This window comes from Streptomyces sp. SID14515, from assembly GCF_010548505.1.
GTDB lineage: Bacteria > Actinomycetota > Actinomycetes > Streptomycetales > Streptomycetaceae > Streptomyces > Streptomyces caviscabies.
This window is the reverse complement of sequence record NZ_JAAGMH010000059.1, coordinates 1-24,792: the sequence shown is the minus strand read 5'-3', so window position 1 is coordinate 24,792 and position 24,792 is coordinate 1. Positions and strand designations below refer to the sequence as shown.

Annotated in this window: 21 protein-coding genes, 3 tRNA genes and 1 pseudogene; 10 read left to right on the top strand and 15 right to left on the bottom strand. The window is 72.0% G+C overall.

The annotated features are described in order from the left end of the window. Positions 1 to 156 precede the first annotated feature (156 nt). Positions 157 to 1,002: a hypothetical protein gene (locus tag G3I54_RS11060; RefSeq protein WP_164613574.1), complete on the bottom strand. Its 846-nt coding sequence runs from the start codon at positions 1,000 to 1,002 to the stop codon at positions 157 to 159. A gap of 218 nt (positions 1,003 to 1,220) precedes the next feature. On the opposite strand from G3I54_RS11060, the gene G3I54_RS11055 reads away from it, so the two are divergent. Then, on the top strand, positions 1,221 to 2,303 hold the full coding sequence (locus G3I54_RS11055) for a Glu/Leu/Phe/Val dehydrogenase dimerization domain-containing protein (protein WP_164613572.1): 1,083 nt from the start codon (positions 1,221 to 1,223) through the stop codon (positions 2,301 to 2,303). A gap of 282 nt (positions 2,304 to 2,585) precedes the next feature. Beyond that, on the top strand, positions 2,586 to 2,843 hold the full coding sequence (locus tag G3I54_RS11050) for a DUF3073 domain-containing protein (RefSeq protein WP_007447468.1): 258 nt from the start codon (positions 2,586 to 2,588) through the stop codon (positions 2,841 to 2,843). 140 nt (positions 2,844 to 2,983) lie between these two features. On the opposite strand, the gene purM is transcribed toward G3I54_RS11050, so the two are convergent. The 9 genes from purM to purS form a co-directional block, all read right to left on the bottom strand. Next, on the bottom strand, positions 2,984 to 4,057 hold the full coding sequence (gene purM / locus G3I54_RS11045; RefSeq protein WP_164613570.1) for a phosphoribosylformylglycinamidine cyclo-ligase: 1,074 nt from the start codon (positions 4,055 to 4,057) through the stop codon (positions 2,984 to 2,986). 60 nt (positions 4,058 to 4,117) lie between these two features. Beyond that, positions 4,118 to 5,644, bottom strand: a complete 1,527-nt coding sequence (gene purF / locus G3I54_RS11040; RefSeq protein WP_073799726.1) for an amidophosphoribosyltransferase — start codon at positions 5,642 to 5,644, stop codon at positions 4,118 to 4,120. A 331-nt stretch (positions 5,645 to 5,975) separates the two neighbouring features. Next, positions 5,976 to 6,830, bottom strand: a complete 855-nt coding sequence (locus tag G3I54_RS11035; RefSeq protein WP_164613568.1) for an META domain-containing protein — start codon at positions 6,828 to 6,830, stop codon at positions 5,976 to 5,978. Between the two features lie 96 nt (positions 6,831 to 6,926). Next, a complete protein-coding gene (locus G3I54_RS11030; protein ID WP_164613566.1) occupies positions 6,927 to 7,724 on the bottom strand; it encodes a maleylpyruvate isomerase family mycothiol-dependent enzyme in 798 nt (265 codons plus the stop codon). A gap of 37 nt (positions 7,725 to 7,761) precedes the next feature. Next, the gene (locus tag G3I54_RS11025) at positions 7,762 to 8,601 is read right to left on the bottom strand and encodes a M23 family metallopeptidase (protein ID WP_164613564.1); all 840 of its coding nucleotides are present in this window, start codon (positions 8,599 to 8,601) and stop codon (positions 7,762 to 7,764) included. 39 nt (positions 8,602 to 8,640) lie between these two features. Then, positions 8,641 to 9,153, bottom strand: coding sequence for a helix-turn-helix domain-containing protein (locus G3I54_RS11020; RefSeq protein ID WP_164613562.1), 513 nt, complete (start codon positions 9,151 to 9,153; stop codon positions 8,641 to 8,643). Positions 9,154 to 9,304: 151 nt separating this feature from the next. Further along, positions 9,305 to 11,554: a phosphoribosylformylglycinamidine synthase subunit PurL gene (gene purL, locus G3I54_RS11015; RefSeq protein WP_164613560.1), complete on the bottom strand. Its 2,250-nt coding sequence runs from the start codon at positions 11,552 to 11,554 to the stop codon at positions 9,305 to 9,307. Then, positions 11,551 to 12,231 (bottom strand): phosphoribosylformylglycinamidine synthase subunit PurQ, encoded by a 681-nt coding sequence (gene purQ / locus G3I54_RS11010; RefSeq protein WP_164613558.1) that lies wholly within the window; start codon positions 12,229 to 12,231, stop codon positions 11,551 to 11,553. The genes purL and purQ overlap by 4 nt, the downstream gene beginning before the upstream one ends. Continuing rightward, positions 12,228 to 12,479, bottom strand: coding sequence for a phosphoribosylformylglycinamidine synthase subunit PurS (purS, locus tag G3I54_RS11005; protein ID WP_164613556.1), 252 nt, complete (start codon positions 12,477 to 12,479; stop codon positions 12,228 to 12,230). The genes purQ and purS overlap by 4 nt, the downstream gene beginning before the upstream one ends. A gap of 421 nt (positions 12,480 to 12,900) precedes the next feature. On the opposite strand from purS, the gene G3I54_RS11000 reads away from it, so the two are divergent. The 8 genes from G3I54_RS11000 (at position 12,901) to G3I54_RS10965 (ending at position 17,806) form a co-directional block, all read left to right on the top strand. Further along, entirely contained in the window at positions 12,901 to 13,236 is a 336-nt protein-coding gene (locus tag G3I54_RS11000) for an Lsr2 family protein (protein WP_164613554.1), read from the top strand. A gap of 259 nt (positions 13,237 to 13,495) precedes the next feature. Then, positions 13,496 to 13,567 (top strand) — tRNA-Gly (locus G3I54_RS10995). A gap of 79 nt (positions 13,568 to 13,646) precedes the next feature. Further along, positions 13,647 to 13,719, top strand: a tRNA-Gly gene (locus G3I54_RS10990). 140 nt (positions 13,720 to 13,859) lie between these two features. After that, positions 13,860 to 14,867, top strand: coding sequence for an ABC transporter ATP-binding protein (locus tag G3I54_RS10985; protein WP_164613552.1), 1,008 nt, complete (start codon positions 13,860 to 13,862; stop codon positions 14,865 to 14,867). After that, positions 14,864 to 15,682 (top strand): ABC transporter permease, encoded by an 819-nt coding sequence (locus G3I54_RS10980; RefSeq protein WP_164613551.1) that lies wholly within the window; start codon positions 14,864 to 14,866, stop codon positions 15,680 to 15,682. Before G3I54_RS10985 ends, G3I54_RS10980 begins: the two co-directional genes overlap by 4 nt. Position 15,683: 1 nt before the next feature. Further along, positions 15,684 to 17,093, top strand: coding sequence for a histidine kinase (locus tag G3I54_RS10975; protein WP_164613549.1), 1,410 nt, complete (start codon positions 15,684 to 15,686; stop codon positions 17,091 to 17,093). Further along, positions 17,090 to 17,710, top strand: a complete 621-nt coding sequence (locus G3I54_RS10970) for a response regulator transcription factor (protein WP_164613547.1) — start codon at positions 17,090 to 17,092, stop codon at positions 17,708 to 17,710. The genes G3I54_RS10975 and G3I54_RS10970 overlap by 4 nt, the downstream gene beginning before the upstream one ends. Before the next feature lie 23 nt (positions 17,711 to 17,733). Beyond that, a tRNA-Gly gene (locus G3I54_RS10965) sits at positions 17,734 to 17,806 on the top strand. A 57-nt stretch (positions 17,807 to 17,863) separates the two neighbouring features. On the opposite strand, the gene G3I54_RS10960 is transcribed toward G3I54_RS10965, so the two are convergent. The 5 genes and pseudogenes from G3I54_RS10960 to G3I54_RS10940 all read right to left on the bottom strand — a co-directional run. Next, positions 17,864 to 18,778 carry a phosphoribosylaminoimidazolesuccinocarboxamide synthase gene (locus tag G3I54_RS10960; protein ID WP_164613545.1) on the bottom strand — a complete coding sequence of 305 codons (915 nt, stop codon included), beginning with the start codon at positions 18,776 to 18,778 and terminating at the stop codon, positions 17,864 to 17,866. A gap of 113 nt (positions 18,779 to 18,891) precedes the next feature. Then, positions 18,892 to 20,346: a N,N-dimethylformamidase beta subunit family domain-containing protein gene (locus G3I54_RS10955; protein ID WP_164613544.1), complete on the bottom strand. Its 1,455-nt coding sequence runs from the start codon at positions 20,344 to 20,346 to the stop codon at positions 18,892 to 18,894. Positions 20,347 to 20,644: 298 nt separating this feature from the next. Then, positions 20,645 to 22,372 carry a hypothetical protein gene (locus G3I54_RS10950; protein ID WP_164613542.1) on the bottom strand — a complete coding sequence of 576 codons (1,728 nt, stop codon included), beginning with the start codon at positions 22,370 to 22,372 and terminating at the stop codon, positions 20,645 to 20,647. A 410-nt stretch (positions 22,373 to 22,782) separates the two neighbouring features. Then, positions 22,783 to 24,033 (bottom strand): phosphoribosylamine--glycine ligase, encoded by a 1,251-nt coding sequence (purD, locus tag G3I54_RS10945; protein WP_164613540.1) that lies wholly within the window; start codon positions 24,031 to 24,033, stop codon positions 22,783 to 22,785. A gap of 376 nt (positions 24,034 to 24,409) precedes the next feature. After that, positions 24,410 to 24,792, bottom strand: a pseudogene (locus G3I54_RS10940) (DNA polymerase III subunit gamma and tau); the annotation flags it as partial.

Sequence of the window (24,792 nt, the reverse complement as noted above, 5' to 3'; positions counted from 1 at the left end):
TTGTCGAGCCCCCTTCGCCGCCCTCCGCCGAGGCGACCCGGCTTCCTCCTCCTTCCGTACGGTCCGGCCTCGCGGCCCGTCCGTCGACCCTCCGGCCGTCCTGGATGAAGGATGCCCCGGTTCCATCACCTTGATGCCACTGTGGGCCTTTTCACGTCAATTGGTGAACTGGCGGTCCCGGACCGCCCGCCAGCGCTCCGCGAGCCGCGCGTACGCCTCCCCCGCGCCCTCGCTGTCGCCGTCCCGCAGCGCGGTGAGCCCCTCCGCCACATCCGCCGCCGACCGGTCCCCGGCGAGCCGTTCCGCCGGCAGCGCGTGGACGAGACCTCCGTAGTCCAGCTCGACCAGGGAGCGCGGATGGAACTCCTCCAGCCAGCGCCCCACGTCCACCAGGCCCTCGGTCAGCGGGCCTTCGGGAACGTTCTCGCGCAGGGTCCGCAGCGCCCGCGCCAGCCGGCGCCGGGCCTCGACCATCGGGGTGCGGTAGCGCAGGACCGGCGCGGCCCCGTCCCCGTCCGCCGCCGCGTACTCCCGCTCCTCGTCGTGGAAGAGGACGAACCAGCGCACCGGCACCTGCCACACCGTGGTCCGGATCCAGGGCCGGGCGTCCGGGTGGAGCCGCTGCCAACGCTCGTGGTCCGCCGTCGCCTGGCCGCGCACCACCGCGGGCAGCAGGACGTCGAGCACGTTGGCCGGAAACATGCCCCCCAGTTCCTCCAGGGCCAGCCAGCCCCGCAGCCTGGTCCGCCACGGGCAGACGCACACCACTCCGTCCAGCTCCGCCACGAACGCGTCGCCGCTCTCGTGCACGGGCACCCCGACTGGTGGTGTCGACGCCAAGTCGGCCAGCGAGCGGCGCAGTTCGTCCTGGGCCGTGGGGAGCTCCTCGCGTTGCGCGTAACGCGCCCAGTGGCTCCGCTCGGGTTCGGCGAACGCGGCGAGCGGCTCGTAGATCCGGAGGTAGGACGTGTAAGGGACGCGCACCGAAGACACCACCGACATGCAGCGCATCGTGTCACGGCTCCACACCCCCGGGCCTCTCGTTTGGATCGGGTCGGATCCAAACGAGAGGCCCTGGGGGGTGATCCTTCGCGCAGGGGCAGATCCGCGCCGCCGGAGGACTTACGCTCTTGCCCATCGGACCGGCCGTGCCGGTCGGTCCGGGGCCCTCCCCACCCCTAGGAGGGCTTCCGCCGCTTCGTTCTTTGGGAGTCACCACAGTGACCGATGTGACTGACGGCGTCCTGCACACCCTGTTCCACTCGGATCAGGGGGGCCACGAGCAAGTCGTGATCTGCCAGGACCGTGCCAGCGGCCTCAAGGCCGTCATCGCCCTCCACTCCACCGCCCTGGGCCCGGCCCTCGGCGGTACCCGCTTCTACCCGTACGCCTCCGAGGCGGAGGCCGTCGCCGACGCGCTGAACCTGTCGCGCGGGATGTCGTACAAGAACGCCCTCGCCGGCCTCGACCACGGCGGCGGCAAGGCCGTCATCATCGGCGACCCGGACCGGATCAAGAGCGAGGAACTCCTCCTCGCCTACGGCCGGTTCGTCGCCTCGCTCGGCGGCCGCTACGTCACCGCCTGCGACGTCGGCACCTATGTCGCCGACATGGACGTCGTCGCCCGCGAGTGCCGCTGGACCACCGGCCGCTCCCCCGAGAACGGCGGCGCGGGCGACTCCTCGGTGCTCACCGCGTTCGGTGTCTTCCAGGGCATGCGGGCCTCGGCCCAGCACCTGTGGGGCGACCCGACGCTGCGCGGCCGCAAGGTCGGCGTCGCCGGTGTCGGCAAGGTGGGCCACCACCTCGTCGAGCATCTGCTCTCCGACGGGGCCGAGGTCGTGATCACCGACGTGCGCGAGGAGTCGCTGCGCCGGATCACCGATCTGCACCCCGAGGTCACCGTGGTCGCGGACACCGACGCGCTGATCCGTACCGAGGGCCTGGACGTCTACGCGCCGTGCGCGCTCGGCGGCGCGCTGAACGACGACACCGTCTCCGTGCTCACCGCGAAGGTGGTGTGCGGCGCGGCCAACAACCAGCTCGCGCACCCGGGTGTGGAGAAGGACCTGGCCGACCGGTCGGTTCTCTACGCACCCGACTACGTGGTCAACGCCGGTGGCGTGATCCAGGTGGCCGACGAGCTGCACGGGTTCGACTTCGACCGGTGCAAGGCGAAGGCGACGAAGATCTTCGACACCACGCTGGAAATATTCGCACGTGCGAAGGCGGACGGGATTCCGCCGGCCGCGGCGGCCGACCGGCTCGCCGAACAGCGGATGGCGGAGGCGCGCTCCCACTGACCGGGCAGCCGTCAGCGACCCGCCGGCCGACGAGACAAGACTCACGCCCGTCGGCGGGTCGTACCTCCACAAGAGGTTAAAATCGCAGTTGACCAGCGAGGACGGGGCTCCTCACTGGCCCTGTGCCGGGGACCGGAATGCGGGCGGCGTACCGTATGGCCACGGAAGCAGGTACCGTTAAAGCTCTACGGGCGCGGTCTCTCTGTCGAGAGTCCGTCCCGAAACATGAACGCGTGTCAAGACTCTGGGGCCGTCGAGCCCCGTCACCGAGGGGGTCGAGCCATGGGGCGCGGCCGGGCAAAGGCCAAGCAGACCAAGGTCGCCCGCCAGCTGAAGTACAGCAGCGGCGGGACTGACCTGTCGCGTCTGGCCAATGAGCTGGGCGCATCGCCTTCGAGTCAGCCACCGAACGCAGAGCCGTTCGAGGACGACGACGAGGAAGATGACCCGTACGCACAGTACGCGGATCGCTACAACCAGGACGATGACGAGGATCAGGACGATCAGTCCGGTCCGTCGTCACAGCGCCGCGGCGCTTGACCTCGCCTGACACATCAACCCGGTCCGGGCCTGCCCCGGGCCGGGTTCTGTGTGTCCAGAACCGGCCGTGCCCGGTGCGACCCGGTTTCCGTGCCCAGTGCGCCGGGCGGTCAGCCCGGCGCACCACCGCGTGAGGACGACTAGCGCGCGTAGGCCCCGGTCAGCTCGGCGCCCGTCGCGTGATCGCCGCGGTCGGTGATCTCACCGGCGACCCAGGAGTCGACCCCGCGGTCGGCCAGCGTCGTCAGGGCCGCGTCCACCGAGTCGGCCGGGACGATCGCGATCATGCCGACGCCCATGTTCAGCGTCTTCTCCAGCTCCAGCTGCTCGACCTGGCCCGCCTTGCCGACGAGGTCGAAGACCGCGCCGGGCGTCCAGGTGGAGCGGTCCACCGTGGCGTGCAGCCCGTCCGGGATGACCCGGGCCAGGTTGTTCGCCAGGCCGCCGCCGGTGACATGGCTGAAGCCGTGCACCTCGGTCGTCCGGGTGAGGGCCAGGCAGTCCAGGGAGTAGATCCGGGTGGGCTCCAGGAGCTCCTCGCCCAGCGTGCGGCCGAACTCCTCGATCTCGCGGTCCAGCGCCCAGCCGGCCCGGTCGAAGACCACGTGGCGGACGAGCGAGTACCCGTTGGAGTGAAGACCGGAGGACGCCATGGCGATGACCGCGTCACCCTTGCGGATACGGTCCGGGCCGAGCAGGCGGTCCGCCTCGACCACGCCCGTACCGGCTCCGGCGACGTCGAAGTCGTCCGGTCCGAGGAGACCCGGGTGCTCGGCGGTCTCGCCGCCGACCAGGGCGCAGCCGGCCAGGACACAGCCTTCGGCGATGCCCTTCACGATGGCCGCGACACGCTCGGGGTGCACCTTGCCGACGCAGATGTAGTCGGTCATGAACAGCGGCTCGGCGCCGCAGACGACGAGGTCGTCCACGACCATGCCGACGAGGTCGTGGCCGATGGTGTCGTACACGCCCATCTGACGCGCCAGGTCCACCTTGGTGCCCACACCGTCGGTGGCGGAGGCGAGGAGCGGACGCTCGTAGCGCTTCAGCGCCGAGGCGTCGAAGAGACCGGCGAAGCCGCCGAGCCCGCCGAGGCCGGCGACCTCGGGGCGCTGGGTCTTCTTCACCCACTCCTTCATCAGCTCGACGGCACGGTCACCGGCTTCGATGTCGACGCCGGCCGCCGCGTAGGAAGCACCTGTTGTCTCAGACATGGCCTGGGATCTTTCGTGTGGAGATACGGGGCTGGTGGGGGATGCGGCGGCGCGTCCGGGTCACGGACGGCGCAGCGCGTCGGCCGCGGCGGTCGCCGCCGGGCCCGCCGCCAGCTCGGTCTCCAGCAGCTGCTTGCCGAGCAGCTCCGGGTCCGGGAGGTCCATGGGGTATTCGCCGTCGAAGCAGGCGCGGCAGAGGTTCGGCTTGTCGATCGTCGTCGCCTCGATCATCGCGTCGATCGAGATGTACGAGAGGGAGTCGGCGCCCATGGAGGTGCAGATCTCGTCGACGGTCATGCCGTTGGCGATCAGCTCGGCGCGGGTCGCGAAGTCGATCCCGAAGAAGCAGGGCCACTTCACCGGCGGCGAGGAGATCCGGATGTGGATCTCGGCCGCTCCGGCCTCGCGGAGCATCCGGACGAGCGCGCGCTGGGTGTTGCCGCGGACGATCGAGTCGTCGACGACCACCAGGCGCTTGCCCTTGATGACTTCCTTCAGCGGATTCAGCTTGAGCCGGATGCCGAGCTGGCGGATGGTCTGCGAGGGCTGGATGAAGGTCCGGCCGACGTAGGCGTTCTTCACCAGTCCGGCGCCGAACGGAATGCCGCTGGCCTCCGCGTACCCGATCGCGGCGGGAGTGCCGGATTCCGGGGTCGCTATGACGAGATCCGCCTCGACGGGGGCTTCGGCGGCCAGCTTTCGGCCCATCTCCACCCGGGAGAGGTAGACGTTCCGGCCGGCGATGTCGGTGTCCGGGCGTGCCAGGTAGACGTACTCGAAGACACAGCCCTTGGGCTTCGCTTCTGCGAATCGAGAGGTGCGCAGACCGTTCTCGTCGATGGCGACGAGCTCGCCCGGCTCGATCTCGCGTACGTAGCTGGCACCGCAGATGTCCAGTGCGGCGGACTCCGAGGCGACCACCCAGCCGCGCTCGAGACGGCCCAGCACCAGCGGGCGGATGCCCTGCGGGTCACGGGCGGCGTAGAGCGTGTGCTCGTCCATGAAGACGAGCGAGAACGCGCCCTTGACGTCGGGGAGCACCTTGGCGGCGGCTTCCTCGATGGTGAGCGGCTTGTCGTTCTCGTCGCGCTGCCCGGCGAGCAGCGCGGTCACCAGGTCGGTGTCGTTGGTCGCGGCGACCTGGGTGGCGCGGCCGTCCTTGCGCGGGAGGTCGGCGACCATCTCCGCGAGCTGGGCGGTGTTGACCAGGTTCCCGTTGTGGCCGAGGGCGATCGAGCCGTGCGCGGTGGCACGGAACGTCGGCTGCGCGTTCTCCCACACCGAGGCGCCGGTGGTGGAGTAGCGGGCATGACCGACCGCGATATGGCCCTGGAGGGAACCCAGAGACGTTTCGTCGAAGACCTGCGAGACCAGTCCCATGTCCTTGAAGACCAGGATCTGGGACCCGTTGCTCACTGCGATGCCCGCGGATTCCTGTCCGCGGTGCTGCAGGGCATACAGTCCGAAATAGGTGAGCTTGGCGACCTCTTCACCCGGAGCCCAGACACCGAAGACGCCACAAGCGTCCTGGGGGCCTTTCTCTCCGGGGAGCAGGTCGTGGTTGAGTCGTCCATCACCACGGGGCACGGCACCGAGTGTAGGCGAGATCGACCACTGGTCCGAATTGGGGACCGATGGGCAAACGCGCGGTGGAGCACGGGGAACCGCCCTCTCCGCCGCCCGGGGCGGGCGATTCGCGGGACTTCGGACGGTGACACTGCGTGACGGCCGCATCGATGGATCGACCTCCGCGAGGGGAACGCGGGGCTCACTTCCGGGCCGAGAGGCTGGTTACCGACCGGTAGGGATCGTCGGCGGCGGACGGGCGGCCGTGGCGCTCGGTGAACGCGCCCCATGCCCGGCCCGGCCGCCGGCCGAACGCCCGTTTCGTGGTGAGCCTCACACCGGGGAGCCGGGTTCAGCCGTGCTGGGAGCTGTTTTCGGCCCCGGGAGAGGCGGCCGTGGCGCCGATCCCCTTGCCGCCCTCCGCGGTGACGGTGAGCGTGCTGCCCTTGATCGTGTACGTCGTCGAGCCCTTCAGGGCCGCGAGCACCGCGCGCTCCACCTCCATCTCCTGCTCCGGGCACATCCTCCGGGTTCCGGCCACCGGGCCGAACGTGATCGTGCCGTCCTTGACCGTCGCCTTGCCGCGGAAGGAGTTGCAGCCGGAGTTGCCCTGCACGGTGCCGTCCTCGGAGAAGGTCAGATGGGGCGCCTTCTCCTTGGGCAGGTCCGCCGGCACGGTCGTGGCGGTCTCGCCGCTGAGCAGCGTGGTCACCGACCACCGGGTGCCGACCAGCTCGGCGGGCTTCTCCTCGCTGAGGGCCATCGTGTCGCCGCTTTCGGTGGTGAGGGTCAGCTTGTCGCCGGAGAGCTTCGCGGTGTGCTCGCCGCCCATGGCGTCGATGGCGGCCTTCTCGAACTTCTCGATCTCCTCCCCGCAGGCCATCTGCGTGGTGACGGGCTTGCCCAGGGTGATCCGGTCGCCCTCCACCCGGGCGTCCACGCTGATGTGGTTGCAGCCGAAGTGGGCCTTGGCCCGGCCCTTCGGGTCGATCTCCAGCCGGGAGCCCTCCGGGGCCTCGGTCTTCTTCCCGCCGACGGTCACGGAGTCGACGCGCCACGCCACCCCGGTGACCGGGACATCGCTCTGCACGGCGTCCCCGCCGTCGCCGGAGCCCTTGGCGGAGCCGGGGCCCGACTCCGTACCGCAGGCGGCGAGGGCGAGGAGGGCCAGGACACTGACGCTGAGGGTCGTACGTTGTGTGCGCATGGCGATTCGACGGGACGGGGGGCCGATCCGGTTCCGTCCGCTCCGCTTCGGGGTGTACGGGGCCGGATCGTCCGCCCTCGCCGCGCGCGGTCCGGCTCAGCGCAGCAGCGGGAGCAGCGCGGCCAGGTCGGCCCGCTCTCCACTGGCGCTGACCTCGGCTTCTTCCAACGCCTTCGCCCACTCCGTACGCCCGGTGGCGAGCCGGATCCAGGTGAGCGGTCCGGTCTCCACGACATTGGGCGGGGTGCCCCGGGTGTGCTTGGGCCCGCCGATGCACTGGACCACCGCGAACGGCGGGACGCGCACCTCGACCGACCCACCGGGCGCCCGGTCCGCGAGGGTGTCCGCCAGCAGCCGGGTGCAGGCGGCCAGGGCCTGCCGGTCGTACGGGATCTCCGAGCCGAGCGCCTCGTTCAGGTCGTCCGTGTGGACGATCAGCTCGACGGTCCGGGTGACCAGGTAGTCGGTCAGCCGCATGGAGCCGACCCGGGTGGGCAGGAGCCGGTCCCCCGCCCCGGAGGCCGGGACGTCCGCGAGGAAGCCCGCCTCCACCTCCCCGTACAGCGCGAGGAGGTCGGGGTGGGCGGCCGCCGGGGCCGGGGCCTCGGGGTCCCTGATGACGGCCGCGACGGCCGGCGGCCACTCCAGGAGGGTGGTCGCGGGCTTGGGGCCGGGCGGCTCCGGCAGGGCCAGGTCCCGGCTGACCGAGCCGAGCCCCTGCGCGATGTGCGCGGCCAGATCGCGCACCGTCCACGCGCCGAGCCGGGTCGGCCGGGCGAGCTGGCCGGGCGTCAACGAGCGGACGGCGTCGCGGACATGGGCGAACTGGGCGAGGACCGCCGTCCGGGTCCTGAGGTGGTCGTAGGCGCGCGGGCGCTTCTTGGCCGGGGGCATGGGGCCGAGACTAACCGGCCCCACCGACATCGCCCGGTCAGGCCCGGGCGGCCTGCTCCTCGACCGTGAACGTCTCGCCGTTCGCGGGCACTCCGACGCCCCGCCAGGTGAACGGGATGCCCCGGGCCGAGTCCGGGTCCGGACCGTCCATCAGCTGGAAGTGGAGGTGGGGTTCGGTGGAGTTGCCGGAGTTGCCCACGCGCCCGAGCCGCTGTCCGGCGCGGACCCTGTCCCCGGCCTTCACCTGGAGCGAGCCGCGCTGGAGGTGGGCGTAGACGGCGTACGTGCTGTCGCCGAGGTCGAGGATGACGTGGTTGCCGATGATCCGGTGCGCGCCGACGATGCTGCGCACGTCCCCCTCGATCAGCATCAGATAGAGCAGCGCGGGCAGCGAGTTGCGGCTCAGGTGGTCGCGCTGGCCGTCGCTCGCGCGGACGACCGTGGCGTCGGCCACCGCGGACAGCGGGGCGCCGAACGCCGGGAAGTCGCGGTTGCGGCGGACGAGCGGCCAGAGCCAACGGAACGCCGGGCGGGCGGAGGGCTCGCCCTCACCGGTCTCGGGCTCGGCCACGATGTCGATCGCGTACGTCTGTCCGTACGCGTGCGTCCCATGGCTCGGCACCTTGTCCGCCGGGCTGTTCAGGGCGGACCAGCGACCGGTCACGGGCGGCTCGACCTCGACGGCGGGGCGGCTCTTCAGGGTCTCCTTGGGACCGGTGAAGCTCAGGACGAGGCTGATGACCACAGCCGCGCCCGCGGGCACGAAGGTCAGGCCGAAGGGCACCAGCGGTTCGGCGAAGACCCCGGTGAGCACCAGCACCCCGAAGAGGAGCCAGCACACGCGGTGGAGCACCGCCATGACTTTGCGGACGGACATGATCATTTCCCCCTGTTGTCTGCGTTCGGTCTGCGGCTCCTAGGGCCGCGCCGCCGTCAGCACCACCAGCAGCGGCACGACCCGGGCGGGCGGCACCTCGTACCTGCCGCGCCCGGCCGCGTGCAGCCAGCCCGCGCCGGTCAGCTGGCGCAGATGGTGGTAGATCTGGCCGGTGGTGCCGGCCCCGTCGAGCGCGGCCAGTTCGGCGGCCGTCCTCAGGCCGCCGAGGATCTCGCGGAGCAGGCGCAGCCGGACCGGGTGGCCCAGCGCGGCGAACGACTCGGCGGCGTCCGCCCAGTCCCCGTCGAACAGGGCCTCGGTGAACGCGCCGTACTGCCACCCGTACTGCTCACCGGTGGGCAGCCGGACCGAGCCCGTGTAGAGCACTCCTCCATCGGCCCCGGCCTTCCCGGCGTCGGCGAGCTGCTGTTTCAGCCCTTCCAGCGCCCAGAAGTCGCCGTCTCCCAGGCGGGGAGACGCGGACTCCGGGTCCTGCCGCTCCAGCGCCGTGAGCCGCCTCTCCAGCTCGGCGACCCGCTGCTCCAGCTCCATGACACCAACCTTACGTAATTACGTAATCTCTGACAAGCGATGTTCATCAGGGGACGTTCATCGGGGATGTTCATCGGGGGACGGGGGAAGGCCGAAGCCCCCGCCCGGAGGACCCGGGCGGGGGCTTCGACAACGCCGGTCGGCGCGCGGCTCAGGCGAGCAGCGCGGGGATCGTCGCCTCGTGCGCCGTACGGAGCTCGCTCAGCGGGATGCTGAACTCGCCCTGGAGCTCGATCTCCTCGCCGTCCACGACACCGATACGGGCGACGGGCAGACCGCGCGCCCCGCACATGTCGGTGAAGCGGAGCTCCTCGCTGCGCGGGACCGAGACGACCGCGCGTCCCGCCGACTCGGAGAAGAGGAACGTGAACGCGTCCAGGCCGTCCGGCACGACCAGCCGGGCGCCCTTCCCGCCGCGCAGGCAGGACTCGGTGACGGCCTGGATCAGACCGCCGTCGCTCAGATCGTGCGCGGCGTCGATCATGCCGTCGCGCGAGGCCGAGACGAGGATCTCGGCGAGCAGCTTCTCGCGGCCGAGGTCCACCTTGGGCGGCAGGCCGCCGAGGTGGTCGTGGACGACCTCGGACCAGGCCGAGCCGCCGAACTCCTCGGCCGTGTCGCCCAGCAGGTAGAGGAGCTGGCCCTCTTCCGCGAAGGCGACCGGCGTACGGCGGTTGACGTCGTCGATCACACCGAGCACGGCCACGACCGGCGTCGGGTGGATCGCCGTCTCACCGGTCTGGTTGTACAGCGAGACATTGCCGCCGGTGACCGGGGTGCCCAGCTCCAGGCAGCCGTCCGCGAGACCGCGGGTGGCCTCGGCGAACTGCCACATGACGTCCGGGTCCTCGGGCGAACCGAAGTTCAGGCAGTCCGAGATGGCCAGCGGCTTGGCGCCGGAGGCGGCCACGTTGCGGTACGACTCCGCCAGCGCGAGCTGCGCGCCGGTGTACGGGTCGAGCTTGGCGTACCGGCCGTTGCCGTCGGTCGCCATCGCCACGCCCAGGTTCGACTCGGCGTCGATGCGGACCATGCCCGCGTCCTCGGGCATCGCCAGGACGGTGTTGCCCTGCACGAAACGGTCGTACTGGTCGGTGATCCAGGACTTCGAGGCCTGGTTCGGGGAAGCGACCAGCTTGAGGACCTGCTCGCGCAGCTCGGCCGCATTCGCCGGGCGGGCGAGCTTGCCCGCGTCGTCCGCCTGGAGCGCGTCCTGCCAGGACGGCCGGGCGAACGGACGGTGGTAGACCGGGCCGTCGTGGGCGACCGAGCGCGGCGGCACGTCCACGATCTGCTCGCCGTGCCAGAAGATCTCCAGCTGGGAGCCCTCGGTCACCTCACCGATGACGGTGGCGATGACGTCCCACTTCTCGCAGATCTCCAGGAAGCGGTCCACGTGCTGCGGCTCGACGATCGCGCACATGCGCTCCTGCGACTCGCTCATGAGGATTTCCTCGGGCGAGAGCGAGGAGTCGCGCAGCGGCACGGTGTCCAGCTCGACGCGCATACCGCCGGAACCGGCCGAGGCCAGCTCGCTGGTGGCGCAGGAGAGCCCGGCGCCGCCGAGGTCCTGGATGCCCGCGACGAGCTTCTCCTTGAAGATCTCCAGGGTGCACTCGATGAGGAGCTTCTCCTGGAACGGGTCGCCGACCTGGACGGCGGGCCGCTTGGCGGGACCCGTCGACTCGAAGGTCTCGCTCGCCAGCACGGAGACGCCGCCGATGCCGTCGCCGCCGGTGCGGGCGCCGTACAGGATGACCTTGTTGCCGGGGCCCGAGGCCTGCGCGAGGTGGATGTCCTCGTGCTTCATCACGCCGATGCAGCCGGCGTTGACCAGCGGGTTGCCCTGGTAGCAGGCGTCGAAGACGACCTCGCCGCCGATGTTGGGCAGACCGAGGCAGTTGCCGTAGCCGCCGATGCCCGCGACGACGCCCGGCAGGACGCGCTTGGTGTCGGGGTGGTCGGCCGCACCGAAGCGCAGCGGGTCGACGACCGCGATCGGGCGGGCGCCCATCGCGAGGATGTCGCGGACGATGCCGCCGATGCCGGTGGCCGCGCCCTGGTAGGGCTCGATGTACGAGGGGTGGTTGTGCGACTCGACCTTGAAGGTGACCGCGTACCCCTGACCGACGTCGACGACGCCGGCGTTCTCGCCGATGCCGACGAGCATCGCGTCGTTCTGGGGGACCTTCTCGCCGAACTGCTTGAGGTGGACCTTGCTGCTCTTGTACGAGCAGTGCTCCGACCACATCACCGAGTACATGGCGAGCTCGGCGCCGGTGGGACGGCGGCCCAGGATCTCGCGGATCCGGGCGTACTCGTCCTCCTTGAGACCGAGCTCCTTCCAGGGCTGCGCGGCGTCCGGGGTCTCGGCCGCGTGCTTGACCGTATCCAGGCTCATGCGTTGACCAGCTTCTTGATGATCGAGGTGAAGAAACCGAGGCCGTCGGTGCGGCCGGTGCCGATGAGCGGCTCCACGGCGTGCTCCGGGTGCGGCATCAGGCCGACGATGTTGCCCGCGGCGTTGGTGATGCCCGCGATGTCGCGGAGCGAGCCGTTGGGGTTGCCGTCCAGGTAGCGGAAGGCGACGCGGCCCTCGGCCTCCAGCTCGTCGAGCGTGTGCTCGTCGGCGGTGTACCGGCCGTCCATGTTCTTGAGCGGGACGCTGATCTCCTGGCCGGCGCTGTAGTCCGAGGTCCAGGCGGTGTCCGCGTTCTCCACCCGCAGCTTCTGGTCGCGGCAGATGAAGTGGAGGTGGTTGTTGCGCAGCATCGCGCCGGGCAGCAGGTGCGCCTCGGTCAGGATCTGGAAGCCGTTGCAGATGCCGAGGACCGGCATACCGGCCTTCGCCTGCTCGATGAGGGGTTCCATGACCGGCGAGAAGCGGGAGATGGCTCCGGCGCGGAGGTAGTCGCCGTAGGAGAAACCACCGGCCAGGACGACCGCGTCGACCTGGTGCAGGTCCTTGTCGCGGTGCCACAGGGATACGGGCTCGGCACCCGCGATCCGGACGGCGCGCAGGGCGTCCTGATCGTCGAGGGTGCCGGGAAAAGTGACGACGCCGATACGGGTGGTCACTTCTCCTCCTCCACCTTCAGGACGAAGTCCTCGATGACGGTGTTGGCGAGGAACGTCTCGGCCATCTCGTTAATACGGGCGAGGGCGGCGTCGTCCACCGGTCCCTCGACCTCCAGCTCGAAACGCTTTCCCTGACGAACGTCCGCGATTCCCTCGAAGCCGAGACGGGGCAGTGCACGCTGCACCGCCTGTCCCTGCGGGTCGAGGATCTCGGGCTTGAGCATGACGTCGACTACGACGCGTGCCACTGGCACTCCCGGTGTGGTGGTGTGGTGCGGCTGTCTCTCCGGGGGGTTCCCCAGACCCCCGCGGGTCCACTCAGCGTACCTGGCCAAAATTTCTACGCGGGTAGATATCGGGCGGCACGGACACGGTGAGCACGCGGCGCGGATCACGCCGAGATATCGGACACGACACCGCACGGAAAAGGTCTGGGAAAAAACCCGCCCGGATTGCACACGGATTGCACACGGACACGCGGATGTAATTGGCTGGGCTTCACAATGCGGTACCCACCGCTGTACAAATGATTACCGGGGAAAGCAACATTGCCCCGGGAACAACGGAACAGTCGACATCTCGTCGATCCACATCCGCCCGCCTGACAGCCGGAAGGCCGGCATCCGCGCACGCGACACGCGCCGGTGCCGTAGGAAAGGACCGATATCCGTGGCTCAGCGCGTAGTGGTGACGCTCTCCGACGACATCGACGGGGGAGCAGCGGCGGAAACGGTGACCTTCGCCCTGGACGGGAAGACGTACGAGATCGATCTCAATCCCGCCAACGCGAAGAAACTGCGGAAGACGCTGGCGCCTTACGTGGCCGCCGGCCGCAAGCAGACAAATGCCGGCAAGCACGGCAGGACGCCCACGGCCTACCACCACACCTCCCTCGCCCCGGACCCGGCGGCCGTCCGCGCCTGGGCCCGCTCGCACCGGATGGAGGTGCCGGCCCGGGGCCGCATCCCGAAGAAGGTCTACGAGGCGTTCGACGCGGCAAGCTGAGCCGGGGCGGCGCCGGGCGGCGGGCCGTCCGCCGGGCCGGGCGGTCCGCCGGACGCCGGACGGCACGACGGACCCCGGCCGACCCGCCGGACGCTCCGTCAGGCGGCCCCGGACGGCCCGTCGGACGCCCTGCCGACCGGACCGGCGGGGCCGCTCCGCGAGCTCCGCGGGGAGCCGACTTGCGCGACACCCCCGCAGGTCGGCTAGAGTCTGGAGCACGCCGAGGGGCGAGGCCGCAAAGCCGAATCCCACGCAGCGTGCGGGTGTAGTTCAGTAGTAGAACATCCCCCTTCCAGGGGGAAGGCGCAGTGTGCAATTCCTGTCACCCGCTCTGCACGACTCTTCGGACCACTTCGTTGGATCAGGTAGAGTGGTGCTCGCTCCACCGGTGAAAGCCGAGTGGCTGCACTGCGGACGTAGCTCAGTTGGTAGAGCGCAACCTTGCCAAGGTTGAGGTCGCCAGTTCGAACCTGGTCGTCCGCTCAGCATCAAAGGCCCTGACCTTCTCGGTCAGGGCCTTTGTCGTGCTCCCGGTCCTCTCCGGACGCCCTCATGACGTTTGTCATGAGCAGTGGTGACAGCGCGCACTGCTCGCGGGCCGGTTCCGGCGGAAACCTTGAAGCATGACCAGCGACGACATTCTCAGCGACCGCGTGAACGGTCCCGTGATCGAGGCGAACGGGGTCCGACGCCGTTACGCCGGCGGCTTCGAGGCCGTGTCCGGGATCTCCTTCTCCGTGGCCCGCGGCGAACTGTTCGCCCTGCTCGGGACGAACGGCGCGGGCAAGACCTCGACCGTGGAACTCCTCGAAGGCCTGGCGCCGCCGACCGACGGCACGGTCCGGGTCCTCGGCCACGACCCGTACCGCGAACGCGCCGCCGTCCGCCCCCGTACCGGAGTGATGCTCCAGGAGGGCGGCTTCCCCTCCGACCTCACGGTCATGGAGACCGTGCGCATGTGGTCGGCCTGCACCACCGGCGCCCGCCCCGCCGCCGAGGCCCTGGAGATGGTCGGCCTGACCGTACGGGCGAACGTGCGCGTCAAGCAGCTGTCCGGCGGCGAGAAGCGCCGCCTCGACCTGGCGCTCGCCCTGACGTCCCGGCCCGAGGTGCTCTTCCTCGACGAGCCGACGACCGGGCTCGACGCCGAGGGCCGGCAGGAGACCTGGGAGCTCGTCCGGGCGCTGCGGGACAACGGCACCACCGTGCTGCTGACCACGCACTACCTGGAGGAGGCCGAGGCGCTCGCCGACCGTCTGGCGATCATGCATCAGGGGAGGATCGTGACGACCGGGACCATCGCCGAAGTGACCGCGCAGCAGCCGGCCAGGATCCGGTTCGTCCTGCCCGAGGCCGTGCCCGCGGCACGCCTCCCGCTCTCGCTGCGGGCCGCGGCCGAGGGCTCCCGGGTCGAGATCCGCACCCCCGCACTCCAGGAGTCGCTGCACGAACTCCTGGAGTGGGCCCGGGAGTCCGGCGTACGGCTGCACGGCCTCGACGCCCGCTCCGCCTCCCTGGAGGAGGCGTTCCTCGACATCGCGAAGACCCAGCACGCGCCCCGCGACCAGGACCCGCGCCAGGTCTCGGACCGCTCCACCCGCTCCGGCGGCACGAAGAAGGTGACGGCATGACGACCACGACCCCCGTCCGCGACCGGACGCCCGCCGGCTCCCCCACGGGCGCGGCGGCCGTGACCCGGCGGCTGACCGCCCTCGGCCGCGCCGAGCTGATCCTCCTGCTGCGCAACCGGACCGCGATCGTCGTGGCCCTGCTGCTGCCGCTCGCGATGATCTTCGCGATGCGGTCCTCGCTCGAACAGATCGACCTCGGCGGCACCGGCCTCACCGTCGCGGGCGCCACCCTGACCGGCGGCATCGGCATGGTGCTCGTCCAGGTCGTCTACATGAACCTCGTCTCCGCGTACGTCGCCCGGCGCGAGGAACTCGTCCTGAAGCGGCTGCGCACCGGCGAGATCTCCGACCGCGAGATCCTCATCGGCACCGCGCTGCCGTCCGTCGCGCTGGCCCTGGCCCAGTGCGTGCTGCTGGTGGTGGCCGGTGCGATCGCCTTCGACCTGAGCGCCCCGCACCGCCCGGACCTCCTGCTGGCCGGACTGGTGCTGGGCTTCGTCCTGATGTCCGCCCTGGCGGCGGCGACCGCCGTGATCACCCGGACGGTGCAGACCTCGCAGCTCACCACGCTGCCGCTGTTCTTCGTCTCGCTGTTCGGCTCCGGGCTGTTCGTCCCGCTGGCGGTGTTCCCCGACAAGCTGGCCTCCGTACTGGAGCTGTTGCCGATGACGGGCGTGATGACCCTGATCCGGCACGGCTGGCTCGGCGGCGTCGAGAGCGGCGACCTGCTCGTCGCCGGTGTGACGGCGCTGGCCTGGACCGCTTTCGGAGTGTTTGCTGTGCGACGGTGGTTCCGCTGGGACCCGCGCGGCTGACATGAAGGAGCTGAGGGGCGTGATCGGTCGGGTACGGGGCTGGCGGCGCGGCTGGCACGAGCGCAGCAAGCTCCAGCGCATCGACCTCTACACGCGGGCGACGCTCTACTCGCTGGTCTGGTTCTTCGCCGTGTCCTGGGGCCTGCTGCCGCTCGGCGCGACCCTGGACGAGGGACCGGTGGCGGTGGCCCTCGGGGTGGCGTTCCTCGCCGTCAACATCGTCCAGTCCGTGCTGAGCAACCGCAATCTGTCGCCCGCCTTCGAGCACTACCGGGGGGCGGAGCCGTTCCCCGTGCGGCGGCTGCGGCTGCCGACCGCGCTGCTGGTGGTGATGACCGGCCTACTGCTGGCCCTCGCGTCGGTGGGCGGCGTCGAGGAGGAGGGGCTGGCGCTGCTGGTGCTGGACCTGCCGGTGGCGTTCGCCATGCCGTACGTCCTGCTCGTCCCCGTCCGGACCTTCCTGCTCCGGGCCGCCGCCTTCGCGGCGGCCGTCATGGCGCTCCTGGCGGCCGTGGGCGTGCCGGGCAGGCAGCTGCTCGGGTCGTCCGTCGCGCTGACCGTCGTCATCCTGCTGATCCTCGTCTCGACCCGGCCGAGCTTCTGGAGCCTGTCCGTGATGTGGCAGGCGGAGGAGGCGCGGGACATGCAGGCGCGCCTCGCGGTGGCGGAGGAGCGGCTGCGGTTCGGCCGGGACATGCACGACGTGCTGGGCCGGAACCTGTCGGTGATCGCCCTGAAGAGCGAGCTGGCCGTGGAGCTGGCCCAGCGCGGGAACCCCGCGGCGGTGGACCAGATGGTCGAGGTGCAGCGGATCGCCCGGGCGTCCCAGCAGGAGGTCCGCGATGTCGTACGCGGCTACCGGGAGGCCGATCTGCCGACCGAACTCATGGGCGCGCGAGGTGTGTTGCAGGCCGCCGGGATCACCGTCACGGTCGAAGGGGCCGACGGCCCGGCGGGCATCGGGGCGCCGGCCGCCGTCCAGGCCGCGCTCGGCTGGGTGGTGCGCGAGACCGCGACGAACGTCCTGCGCCACGGCGACCCGCGCCACTGCTGGATCCGGCTCGCGCGGATCCGGGACGCGGTGGTCCTGGAGGTCGAGAACGACGGGGCCGGCGCCATCGATCCGCTCGGCGGCCCGGACGACGGCGGCGGTTCGGGCCTGGCCGGACTGCGCGAACGGCTCGGGGCGCTGGGCGGGACGCTCACGGCCGGAGCCGCCGGGGACGATCTCTTCCGGGTGACGGCGACGGTGCCGCTGACGGCCCCCCGCCCGGCGCCTTCCGCCGCCTCCTCCCTCTCCCCTTCCGCCCTCCACCCTTCTGGCCCCGCCTCCCCCTCCGCGCCCTCCTCACCCTCCGCGCCTTCCTCCCCCTCTCCCGACACCGCTTCCGCTCCTCCGGAGGAACGATGACCACCGAGCAGCCCCTGCGGGTCCTGCTGGCCGACGACGAACACCTGATCCGGGGCGCGCTGGCCGCACTGCTCGCCCTGGAGGAGGACCTCGTCGTGGTCGCGGAGGCGGCGAGCGGGCCCGAGGCACTGGCGATGGCGCTGGCGCACCGGCCCGACGTCGCCGTCCTGGATCTCCAGATGCCGGGCGCGGACGGTGTGAAGGTCGCCACATCACTGCGGACGGAACTGCCCCACTGCCGCACCATGATCGTGACCAGCCACGGCCGCCCCGGGCACCTCAAGCGGGCGCTGGCCGCCGGCGTACGGGGGTTCGTCCCGAAGACGGTCAGCGCCCGGCGGCTCGCCGAGATCATCCGTACCGTCCACGCCGGAAACCGTTACGTGGATCCGGAGTTGGCGGCCGACGCCATCTCCGCCGGCGACTCCCCGCTGACCGCCAGGGAGGCCGAGGTGCTCGAACTGGCGGCGGACGGGGCGCCGGTCGCGGAGATCGCGGAGCGGGCCTCGCTGTCCCAGGGGACCGTACGCAACTATCTGTCGTCGGCCGCCACCAAGATCGGTGCGGAGAACCGGCATACGGCAGTGCGTCTCGCCCGCGAGCGGGGTTGGGTATAGTAGGCCTCGCGCTTCGGCGCACTGCGGACGTAGCTCAGTTGGTAGAGCGCAACCTTGCCAAGGTTGAGGTCGCCAGTTCGAACCTGGTCGTCCGCTCCGAATGAAGAAGCCCCGGTCCTCTCGGACCGGGGCTTCTTGCGTATCCGCTTGTGGTCAGGACCAGTTGGTGCCGGTCAGCACCTCGTACGCCTCGATGTACTTGGCGCGGGTCGCCGTCACGATCTCCTGCGGCAGCGCCGGGGGCGGCTGCTCGCTCGCGCGGTCCCAGCCGGAGGCCGACGAGGTCAGCCAGTCGCGCACGAACTGCTTGTCATAGCTGGGCTGTGCGCGGCCGGGCTGCCAGGTGGCGGCGGGCCAGAAACGCGAGGAGTCCGGGGTCAGCACCTCGTCGGCGATGATCAGCCGCTCGGTCCCGTCCTCGGTGGTCTCGAAGCCGAACTCGAACTTGGTGTCGGCCAGGATGATCCCGCGCTCGTGCGCGATGTCCCGGGCCCGGCGGTAGACGTCGAGCGTCGTGCGCCGCAGTTCGGCGGCCGTCTCCACGCCGACGGAGCGGGCGACGTCCTCGTAACTGACGTTCTCGTCGTGGTCGCCGACGGCCGCCTTGGTGGCCGGGGTGAAGATCGGGCCGGGCAGCTCGGATCCGTTGACCAGGCCCTCGGGGAGGCCGATGCCGCAGACCGTACGGGTGGCCTCGTACTCGACGAGCCCGGAGCCGGTCAGATAGCCGCGGGCCACGCACTCGACCTCGACCATGCGCAGCGACTTGCAGATGAGGGTGCGGCCCGCCCAGTCGGCCGGGGCGCCCGGGGGCAGCTCGGTCGAGATGACGTGGTTGGGCACCAGGTCGGCGAGCTGGTCGAACCACCAGAGCGAGAGCCGGGTGAGGACGCGGCCCTTGTCGGGGATCTCGGTCGGCAGGACCCAGTCGTACGCGGAGATACGGTCGCTGGCGACCATGACGAGGTCGCCCGCCTCGTTCCGGTACAGATCACGCACCTTGCCGGTGTGCAGGTGGGTGAGGCCCGGAACCTCGACGGGCTCGGGCTTTTCTACAAAACCGGACACGGTGCCTCCGCGTAGATTGATCCAGGAGCGGTTCCGATTGTCCCGTACGGGGAGGGCGGAGCGCGCGCGGGGGCCCGCGGCCGTGCCTGTGTCTGTCCGTCGTCCCTCGGACGTCAGTCGCGCTTGCAGATCCGGTCGAGGAGGTTGGCCGTGGCCCGCTGGATCCGGGGGTCCGTGTGGCCGGGCCGGTCCAGGGCCGGGGACCAGGCGAAGGTGCCGGAGGCGAAGACGAGCGCGCCGGAGGGGGCCTGGTAGAGCGAGGTCTCCTGGTGGCGGGTGGCGCCCTCGGAGTCCTCGTACGGGGAGTGGGCGAGCAGGATCCTGTTGTCGTGCTCGGGCAGGCTGGTGCGCGGGAAGTAGCGGTCGGCCTCACCGGCGACCAGGCCTTCGATCTCGTCGCCCTCGACCGCGCCCGTGGCGTCCCAGAGCCAGTGCTCGGCGTTGCGCACGACCAGCGGGCGGGGCTCGGGCACCCGGCCCGCGTACTGGATGCCCAGGAGCTGCTGCTCGGGCCGGTCCACCTCGCGCCACAGGGCGGACTTCCCGGGCCCCCGGCGTTTGCGGCAGGTCAGCAGCCGGTCCGCCTCGCCGGAGGCGGACGGGGCGAGGCCCACCTGCCAGTACATGGTGTTGGCGGAGAGGAAGACGAGCGAGGTGCCGGAGTCCCGGGCGCGCTCGGCGGCCCGGCGCATCGGCAGCGACCAGTACTCGTCGTGGCCGGGGAAGACCAGGCCCCGGTAGCGGCTGGGGTCGACGCGGCCCGCGTGCAGGTCGCGGGCGTCGGCGTAGGCGAGGTCGTAGCCGTACCGCTCGGCCCAGCGGATGAAGTCGTACGCGTGTCCCACGTGCAGCGGCAGGCCGGCCCCGGCGTACGGGCGGTCGAAGGAGATCGTGACGGCGGCGTCCTCCTCGCCGAGCAGCCGCCCCCGCTCGTCCCACGCGTGGTAGAGGCTGGCGCCGGTGCGGCCGTCCTCCGGGTAGAGGTTGTACGCCTGCCAGGTGATGTCGGGCAGCAGGAGCAGCAGGTCGGCGGGGTGGTCGTGGCGGACCGTGAAGGGGATGTGCGAGCGGTAGCCGTCGGCGGTGGTCAGGACGGCCACATACGCGCCGACCGACCAGTAGCTCGGGATCTGGAGCCGCCAGGACATCCACCAGTGGTGGCAGGAGACGGTCCGGTCGGCGGCGAGCGGCGGGGGCTGGACGATGCCGGAGAGCCGCGGACTCGTGGTGATCTTGGCCGCGCCGTCGCCGCCGTAATGACCGATCCGGTAGACGTCGACGGAGAACTGCTGGGGCGGGTCCACGGTGATGTGGAAGTCGATGGCCTCGCCGGGGGCCGCGGCGCCGGGCGAGACGAAGCCCTTGATCTGGCGGTGCACATCGTCGGCGGTACGGGTGCCGCCGCCGGTGGAGCGGGCGAGGTCGGCATACCAGGGGACGACCTGGCCGGTGTCGTCGAAGTAGTTCTCACTGCCGCGCAGCCAGGGCAGCGGGCCCTGTCCGAAGGGATCGCTCACCGCGTGCGCGAGGGCACCCGACTCCCACCGGCGAATCTGCTCCGCCCCCATGCCGCGCCCCTCCCTCGGATCCCCCGGAGCCGGACGACTCCGTGGATCCCCCGGACAACTCTGGTGCGCCGAATGTCAGCGCCGATCCCCAGCACATCACATAACGCATGCACCCCGTCACCCTTCGTCGTGAATTGACGGGAACGGAACCATTCCTTCCGAACTCCGAACTCCGGGCTCCGGGCTCCGGACTCCGCTCCTTCCGAACTCCGGGCTCCGCGACTCCGGGCTCCGCGCTGCGGACCGCGGACGGGCCGGTCCGGGTGTGCTGTGGGCCGCGGCACGTGGCGGTGCGCGCTCACACCAGCCGGACCGGCTTGTCGGAGCGCACGCCCACCTCGGCGAGCCAGGACAGCAGCGGGTCCGGATCGCCGTCCTCGACGAGGCTGAGGACCGGGGTCGCGAGGTCCGCCCGGCGCTCGCCGCCGACCAGCAGCGCGGGGCCGTCCAGCCAGTCCAGGCCGGGGGCCGCGCCCGCCGTGTCCACGGCCGCGCAGCAGACCATGGCCGCGACGTGGTCGGCGAGCAGCTCGGTGCCCGTACGCGGCGGCTGGAGCGGGAAGAGGGGCAGCGGTCCCGGCCCCCAGAGGTCGAGGGGGTCCTCGGCCGCGCCGGACTCCGGGCTGCCGTGCCCAGAGCCGCCGTGTCCCGGACCACCCGGCGCGGAAGCGCCGTGTCCCGGGCCGCCGTGCCCCGGAGTCCCGGCCTCCTCGCGGGCGACCGCGGCGCCGATGCCCGCCGCGAGCTCCTCGCCCGGGCCGCCCGGTCCGCCGGGGCCGGACAGGTGCTCCATGACCCGGGCCAGAGTCGGCACGGCCGGGTCGCCGGCGGAGGCCCGGGGGACGCCCAGGGTGTCCAGGACCCGGTGCAGCCGGGCCGCTTCCGTACGCCACTTCCGGTCGACGACCTCGTCGGGATACTGCTGCCAGTCCACCGGCGCCCAGTCCGGACCGCTCTCGGCGGGGCCGCCGTGGAAGAGCCGGGCGGCGAGCAGGGACGCCGCCTCGTCGGCCACCCCGGGCTCCTCCAGCAGGTCGCACGCGGGCCGCTCGCCGAGACGCAGGGCGAAGCCGTCGGCCAGCCGGTCCCGGCGGGAGAGCTCGGTGAGCGCGGAGACCACCCCGGCGTCCAGCCGGGAGGGCCAGCGGCCCATCCGCCAGGCGGGCAGCGCCACCCGGGTCAGCAGCCGGTCCCAGCCGGCGTAGGCGAGGCCGACCTGTTCCTGGGCGGCGATGCGCAGCCCGTAGTCGACCGTCTGGGCCCGCATGGACGCGGCCGCGGCCACACAGCGCTCCATCTCGGCGGCGTGGTCCCGGCAGGCCCGCAGCAGCAGCCGGGCGACCCAGCCGGCGAAGGCGAGCGGCGCCCCGCGCACCACACCCCGGCCCGGGGCGGCGGCATCGGCGATCGCCGCGTCGAGACCGCGCACGAAACGGCGGGCGGCGGCTATGTCGGGGTGCGCGGACGGGCCGGTGCCCGCCACCACGGGGGCGAGGACCGCGCGGAGCTCGGCGACCCGCATCCACCACAGGAACGGCGAGCCGATGACCAGAACGGGAGCGGTGTCCCCGTCCCCGCCCTCCGCCGAGGCCCCCCGGCCCCTCCGGAGCGCGCGGTGGGTCCGGTCCTCCAGCCAGCTGTCGCAGTCCGGGGTCAGCGCTATCGCCGAGGGCGCGGGCACGTCGAGCCGGTCGGCCAGGTCCCGGACCAGGCGGTAGAGGTCGGGGGCCCCTTCCTCCGGCACGGGGACGGTCGGGCTCATGGCGGGCCGTGCGCGGGCCACGGAGACGGCGACCAGGACGGTCACCAGCAGCACGACGACCGCGACGCCGAGGACCGTCCAGCGCACGGCGTCCCAGGCCGGACCGGCCAGGTGGCCCTGCGCGCCCGCCGCGAAGAGCACGACGGCGACGGCCGCGGGCAGGATCGCCACGGCCAGTGCCCTGCTGCGGATCCGCAGCAGGGAGAGCGCTCGGGCCTGTGCGGCCCGCGCACCCAGCTCCTCACCCACATCGATACCGGACACGGCCGGACGTCACCCCCTCTGCCCCTCGACGGTGTTGCTCACTCCCCCACTGTGGCACCCGTCACCGACATCGCAATGCCGGTGGGCCAAGTGCCGGAACGCTTGCGCCGCACCCTAGTTGGGGCTCCGCCGACCGTCATCCGGATGGCCCAGTCGTCACCCGATGGAATGGCTTTGGGTAAAGCTGCTGACGTGTTCGCGTCCATGGGCAAGCGGCCGGGCCGGGGTGGGCGCGGACAGGGGGCAGCCCCTCGCGCCTTCCGCGTACGCCGGTGGCGTACGGGGGGGCGGGCGGAGGGGCTGCTTGGCCCGGGGCTGCGGGGCTGGCTGCGGGGCTGCGGGGCCTTTCTGGCCGCCGTGGCCTGCGGGCTGTCTACGGGGCTGGTGACGGGTGCCGGCCCTGGCGGGTGTCAGCCCTGGGAGGCCTTGAGGGCGATGTCCGTACGGTGCTGGGAGCCGTCCAGGCGGATGCGGCCGAGCGCGGTGTAGGCGCGCTCGCGGGCCGCCGTGAGGTCCTTGCCGGTCGCGGTCACCGAGAGCACCCGGCCGCCCGCGCTGAGCACCGCGTCGCCCTCGGCTCGGGTCCCGGCGTGCAGGACGTACGCGTCGGGGGCATCCTGCGCCGCGACGTCCGCGAGCCCGTCGATCGGGTCGCCGGTACGCGGGGTGTCCGGGTAGTTGTGCGAGGCGATGACCACGGTGACGGCCGCGTCGTCGCGCCAGTTCAGCGGCGGGAGGACGTCGAGGGTGCCGTTGGCGGAGGCGAGCAGGACACCGGCCAGCGGCGTCTTCAGCCGGGCCAGGACGACCTGGGTCTCCGGGTCGCCGAAGCGGGCGTTGAACTCGATGACCCGCACGCCGCGCGAGGTGATCGCGAGGCCCGCGTAGAGCAGCCCGGAGAAGGGCGTGCCCCGGCGGCGCAGCTCGTCGACGGTCGGCTGGAGGACGGTCTGGAGGACCTCGTCGACCAGCTTGGGGTCGGCCCACGGGAGCGGGGAGTAGGCGCCCATGCCGCCGGTGTTCGGGCCCTCGTCGCCGTCCAGGGCGCGCTTGAAGTCCTGGGCGGGCTGGAGCGGCAGCACGGTGGTGCCGTCGGTGATGGCGAAGAGGCTGACCTCGGGGCCGTCGAGAAACTCCTCGATGACCACGCGGTCGCAGGACAGGGCGTGGTCGCGGGCGGCGGCGAGGTCGTCGGTGACCACTACGCCCTTGCCGGCCGCGAGGCCGTCGTCCTTGACGACGTACGGGGCGCCGAAGGCGTCGAGGGCCTCGTCGATCTCCGCGGGGGTGGTGCAGACGTAGCTGCGGGCGGTGGGGACCCCGGCGCCGGCCATGACGTCCTTGGCGAACGCCTTGGATCCTTCCAGCTGCGCGGCCTCTCCGGACGGGCCGAAGCAGGGGATGCCGGCCGCGCGCACGGCGTCGGCGACCCCGGCGACGAGCGGCGCCTCCGGGCCGACGACCACCAGCCCGGCGCCCAGCTCGGTCGCGAGGCGCGCGACGGCGTCACCGTCGAGCGCGTCGACCGGGTGCAGTTCGGCCACCTCTGCGATGCCGGCGTTGCCGGGGGCGCAGTACAGAGCGGTGACATCGGGGTCGAGGGACAGAGAGCGGCACAGGGCGTGTTCGCGGGCGCCGCCGCCGATGACGAGGACCTTCACGGGGTGCAGCCTAGCCGCCGGGCGCGGGGAGCCCCGACGGCCGCCGGTCCGTGGACGGACCCGCCCCCGCTCGGCCGCCGATCCGTGGACGAGCCCGCCGTACTCGGCCGCCGGTCCGCGGACGGGCACCACGGCCTCACGGCTCGGCGGCGGTCGGGCCCACCCGCGGCCCCGACCACGGGCTCGCTTGGCCGACCACCAGCTCAGGTTGCTGACCACGGGCTCGGGTGGCCGACCACGGGCTCACGAGCCGCCCACCGCCTCACGTGGCCCGACCACGGGCTCACGGGCCGCCCACCGCCTCGCGGGCCGACCGCGGCTCACCGCTCGTCCCGTCGGGGAGCTCCCCTCGTCGGGGAACTCCCCGACCACCGGCTCACTGCTCGTTCGGGAACTCCTCGACCACCGTGGCGCCCAGCTCGCGGACGATCAGTTCGTGGCCGGAGAGGGCGGAGTCGACGAGATCCGGATCGTCGGCCTCCGGGGTGTCGTCCTCGGGGGCCACGGATCGCGGCGGCTCCGCCCCGTACGAACTGTGGGAGGCCTCGGGGGCGGGCGCGGCCTCCCGGCCCTGTGGCGGCGCGGAGGAGGGCGGCGGCTGCGGGGCGGACGGCGCGTGCTGCCCCTGCTGCGGGGCCGAGGGCTGCTGCTGCGGGGGCGTGTGCTGGGGCCGGGGCTCGTACGCGACCGGGGCCGCCGGTGCGGCCGGGGCGGGCTGGTACTGCGGGGCGGGGCGTCCGCCGCCTCCGCCGCCTCCGC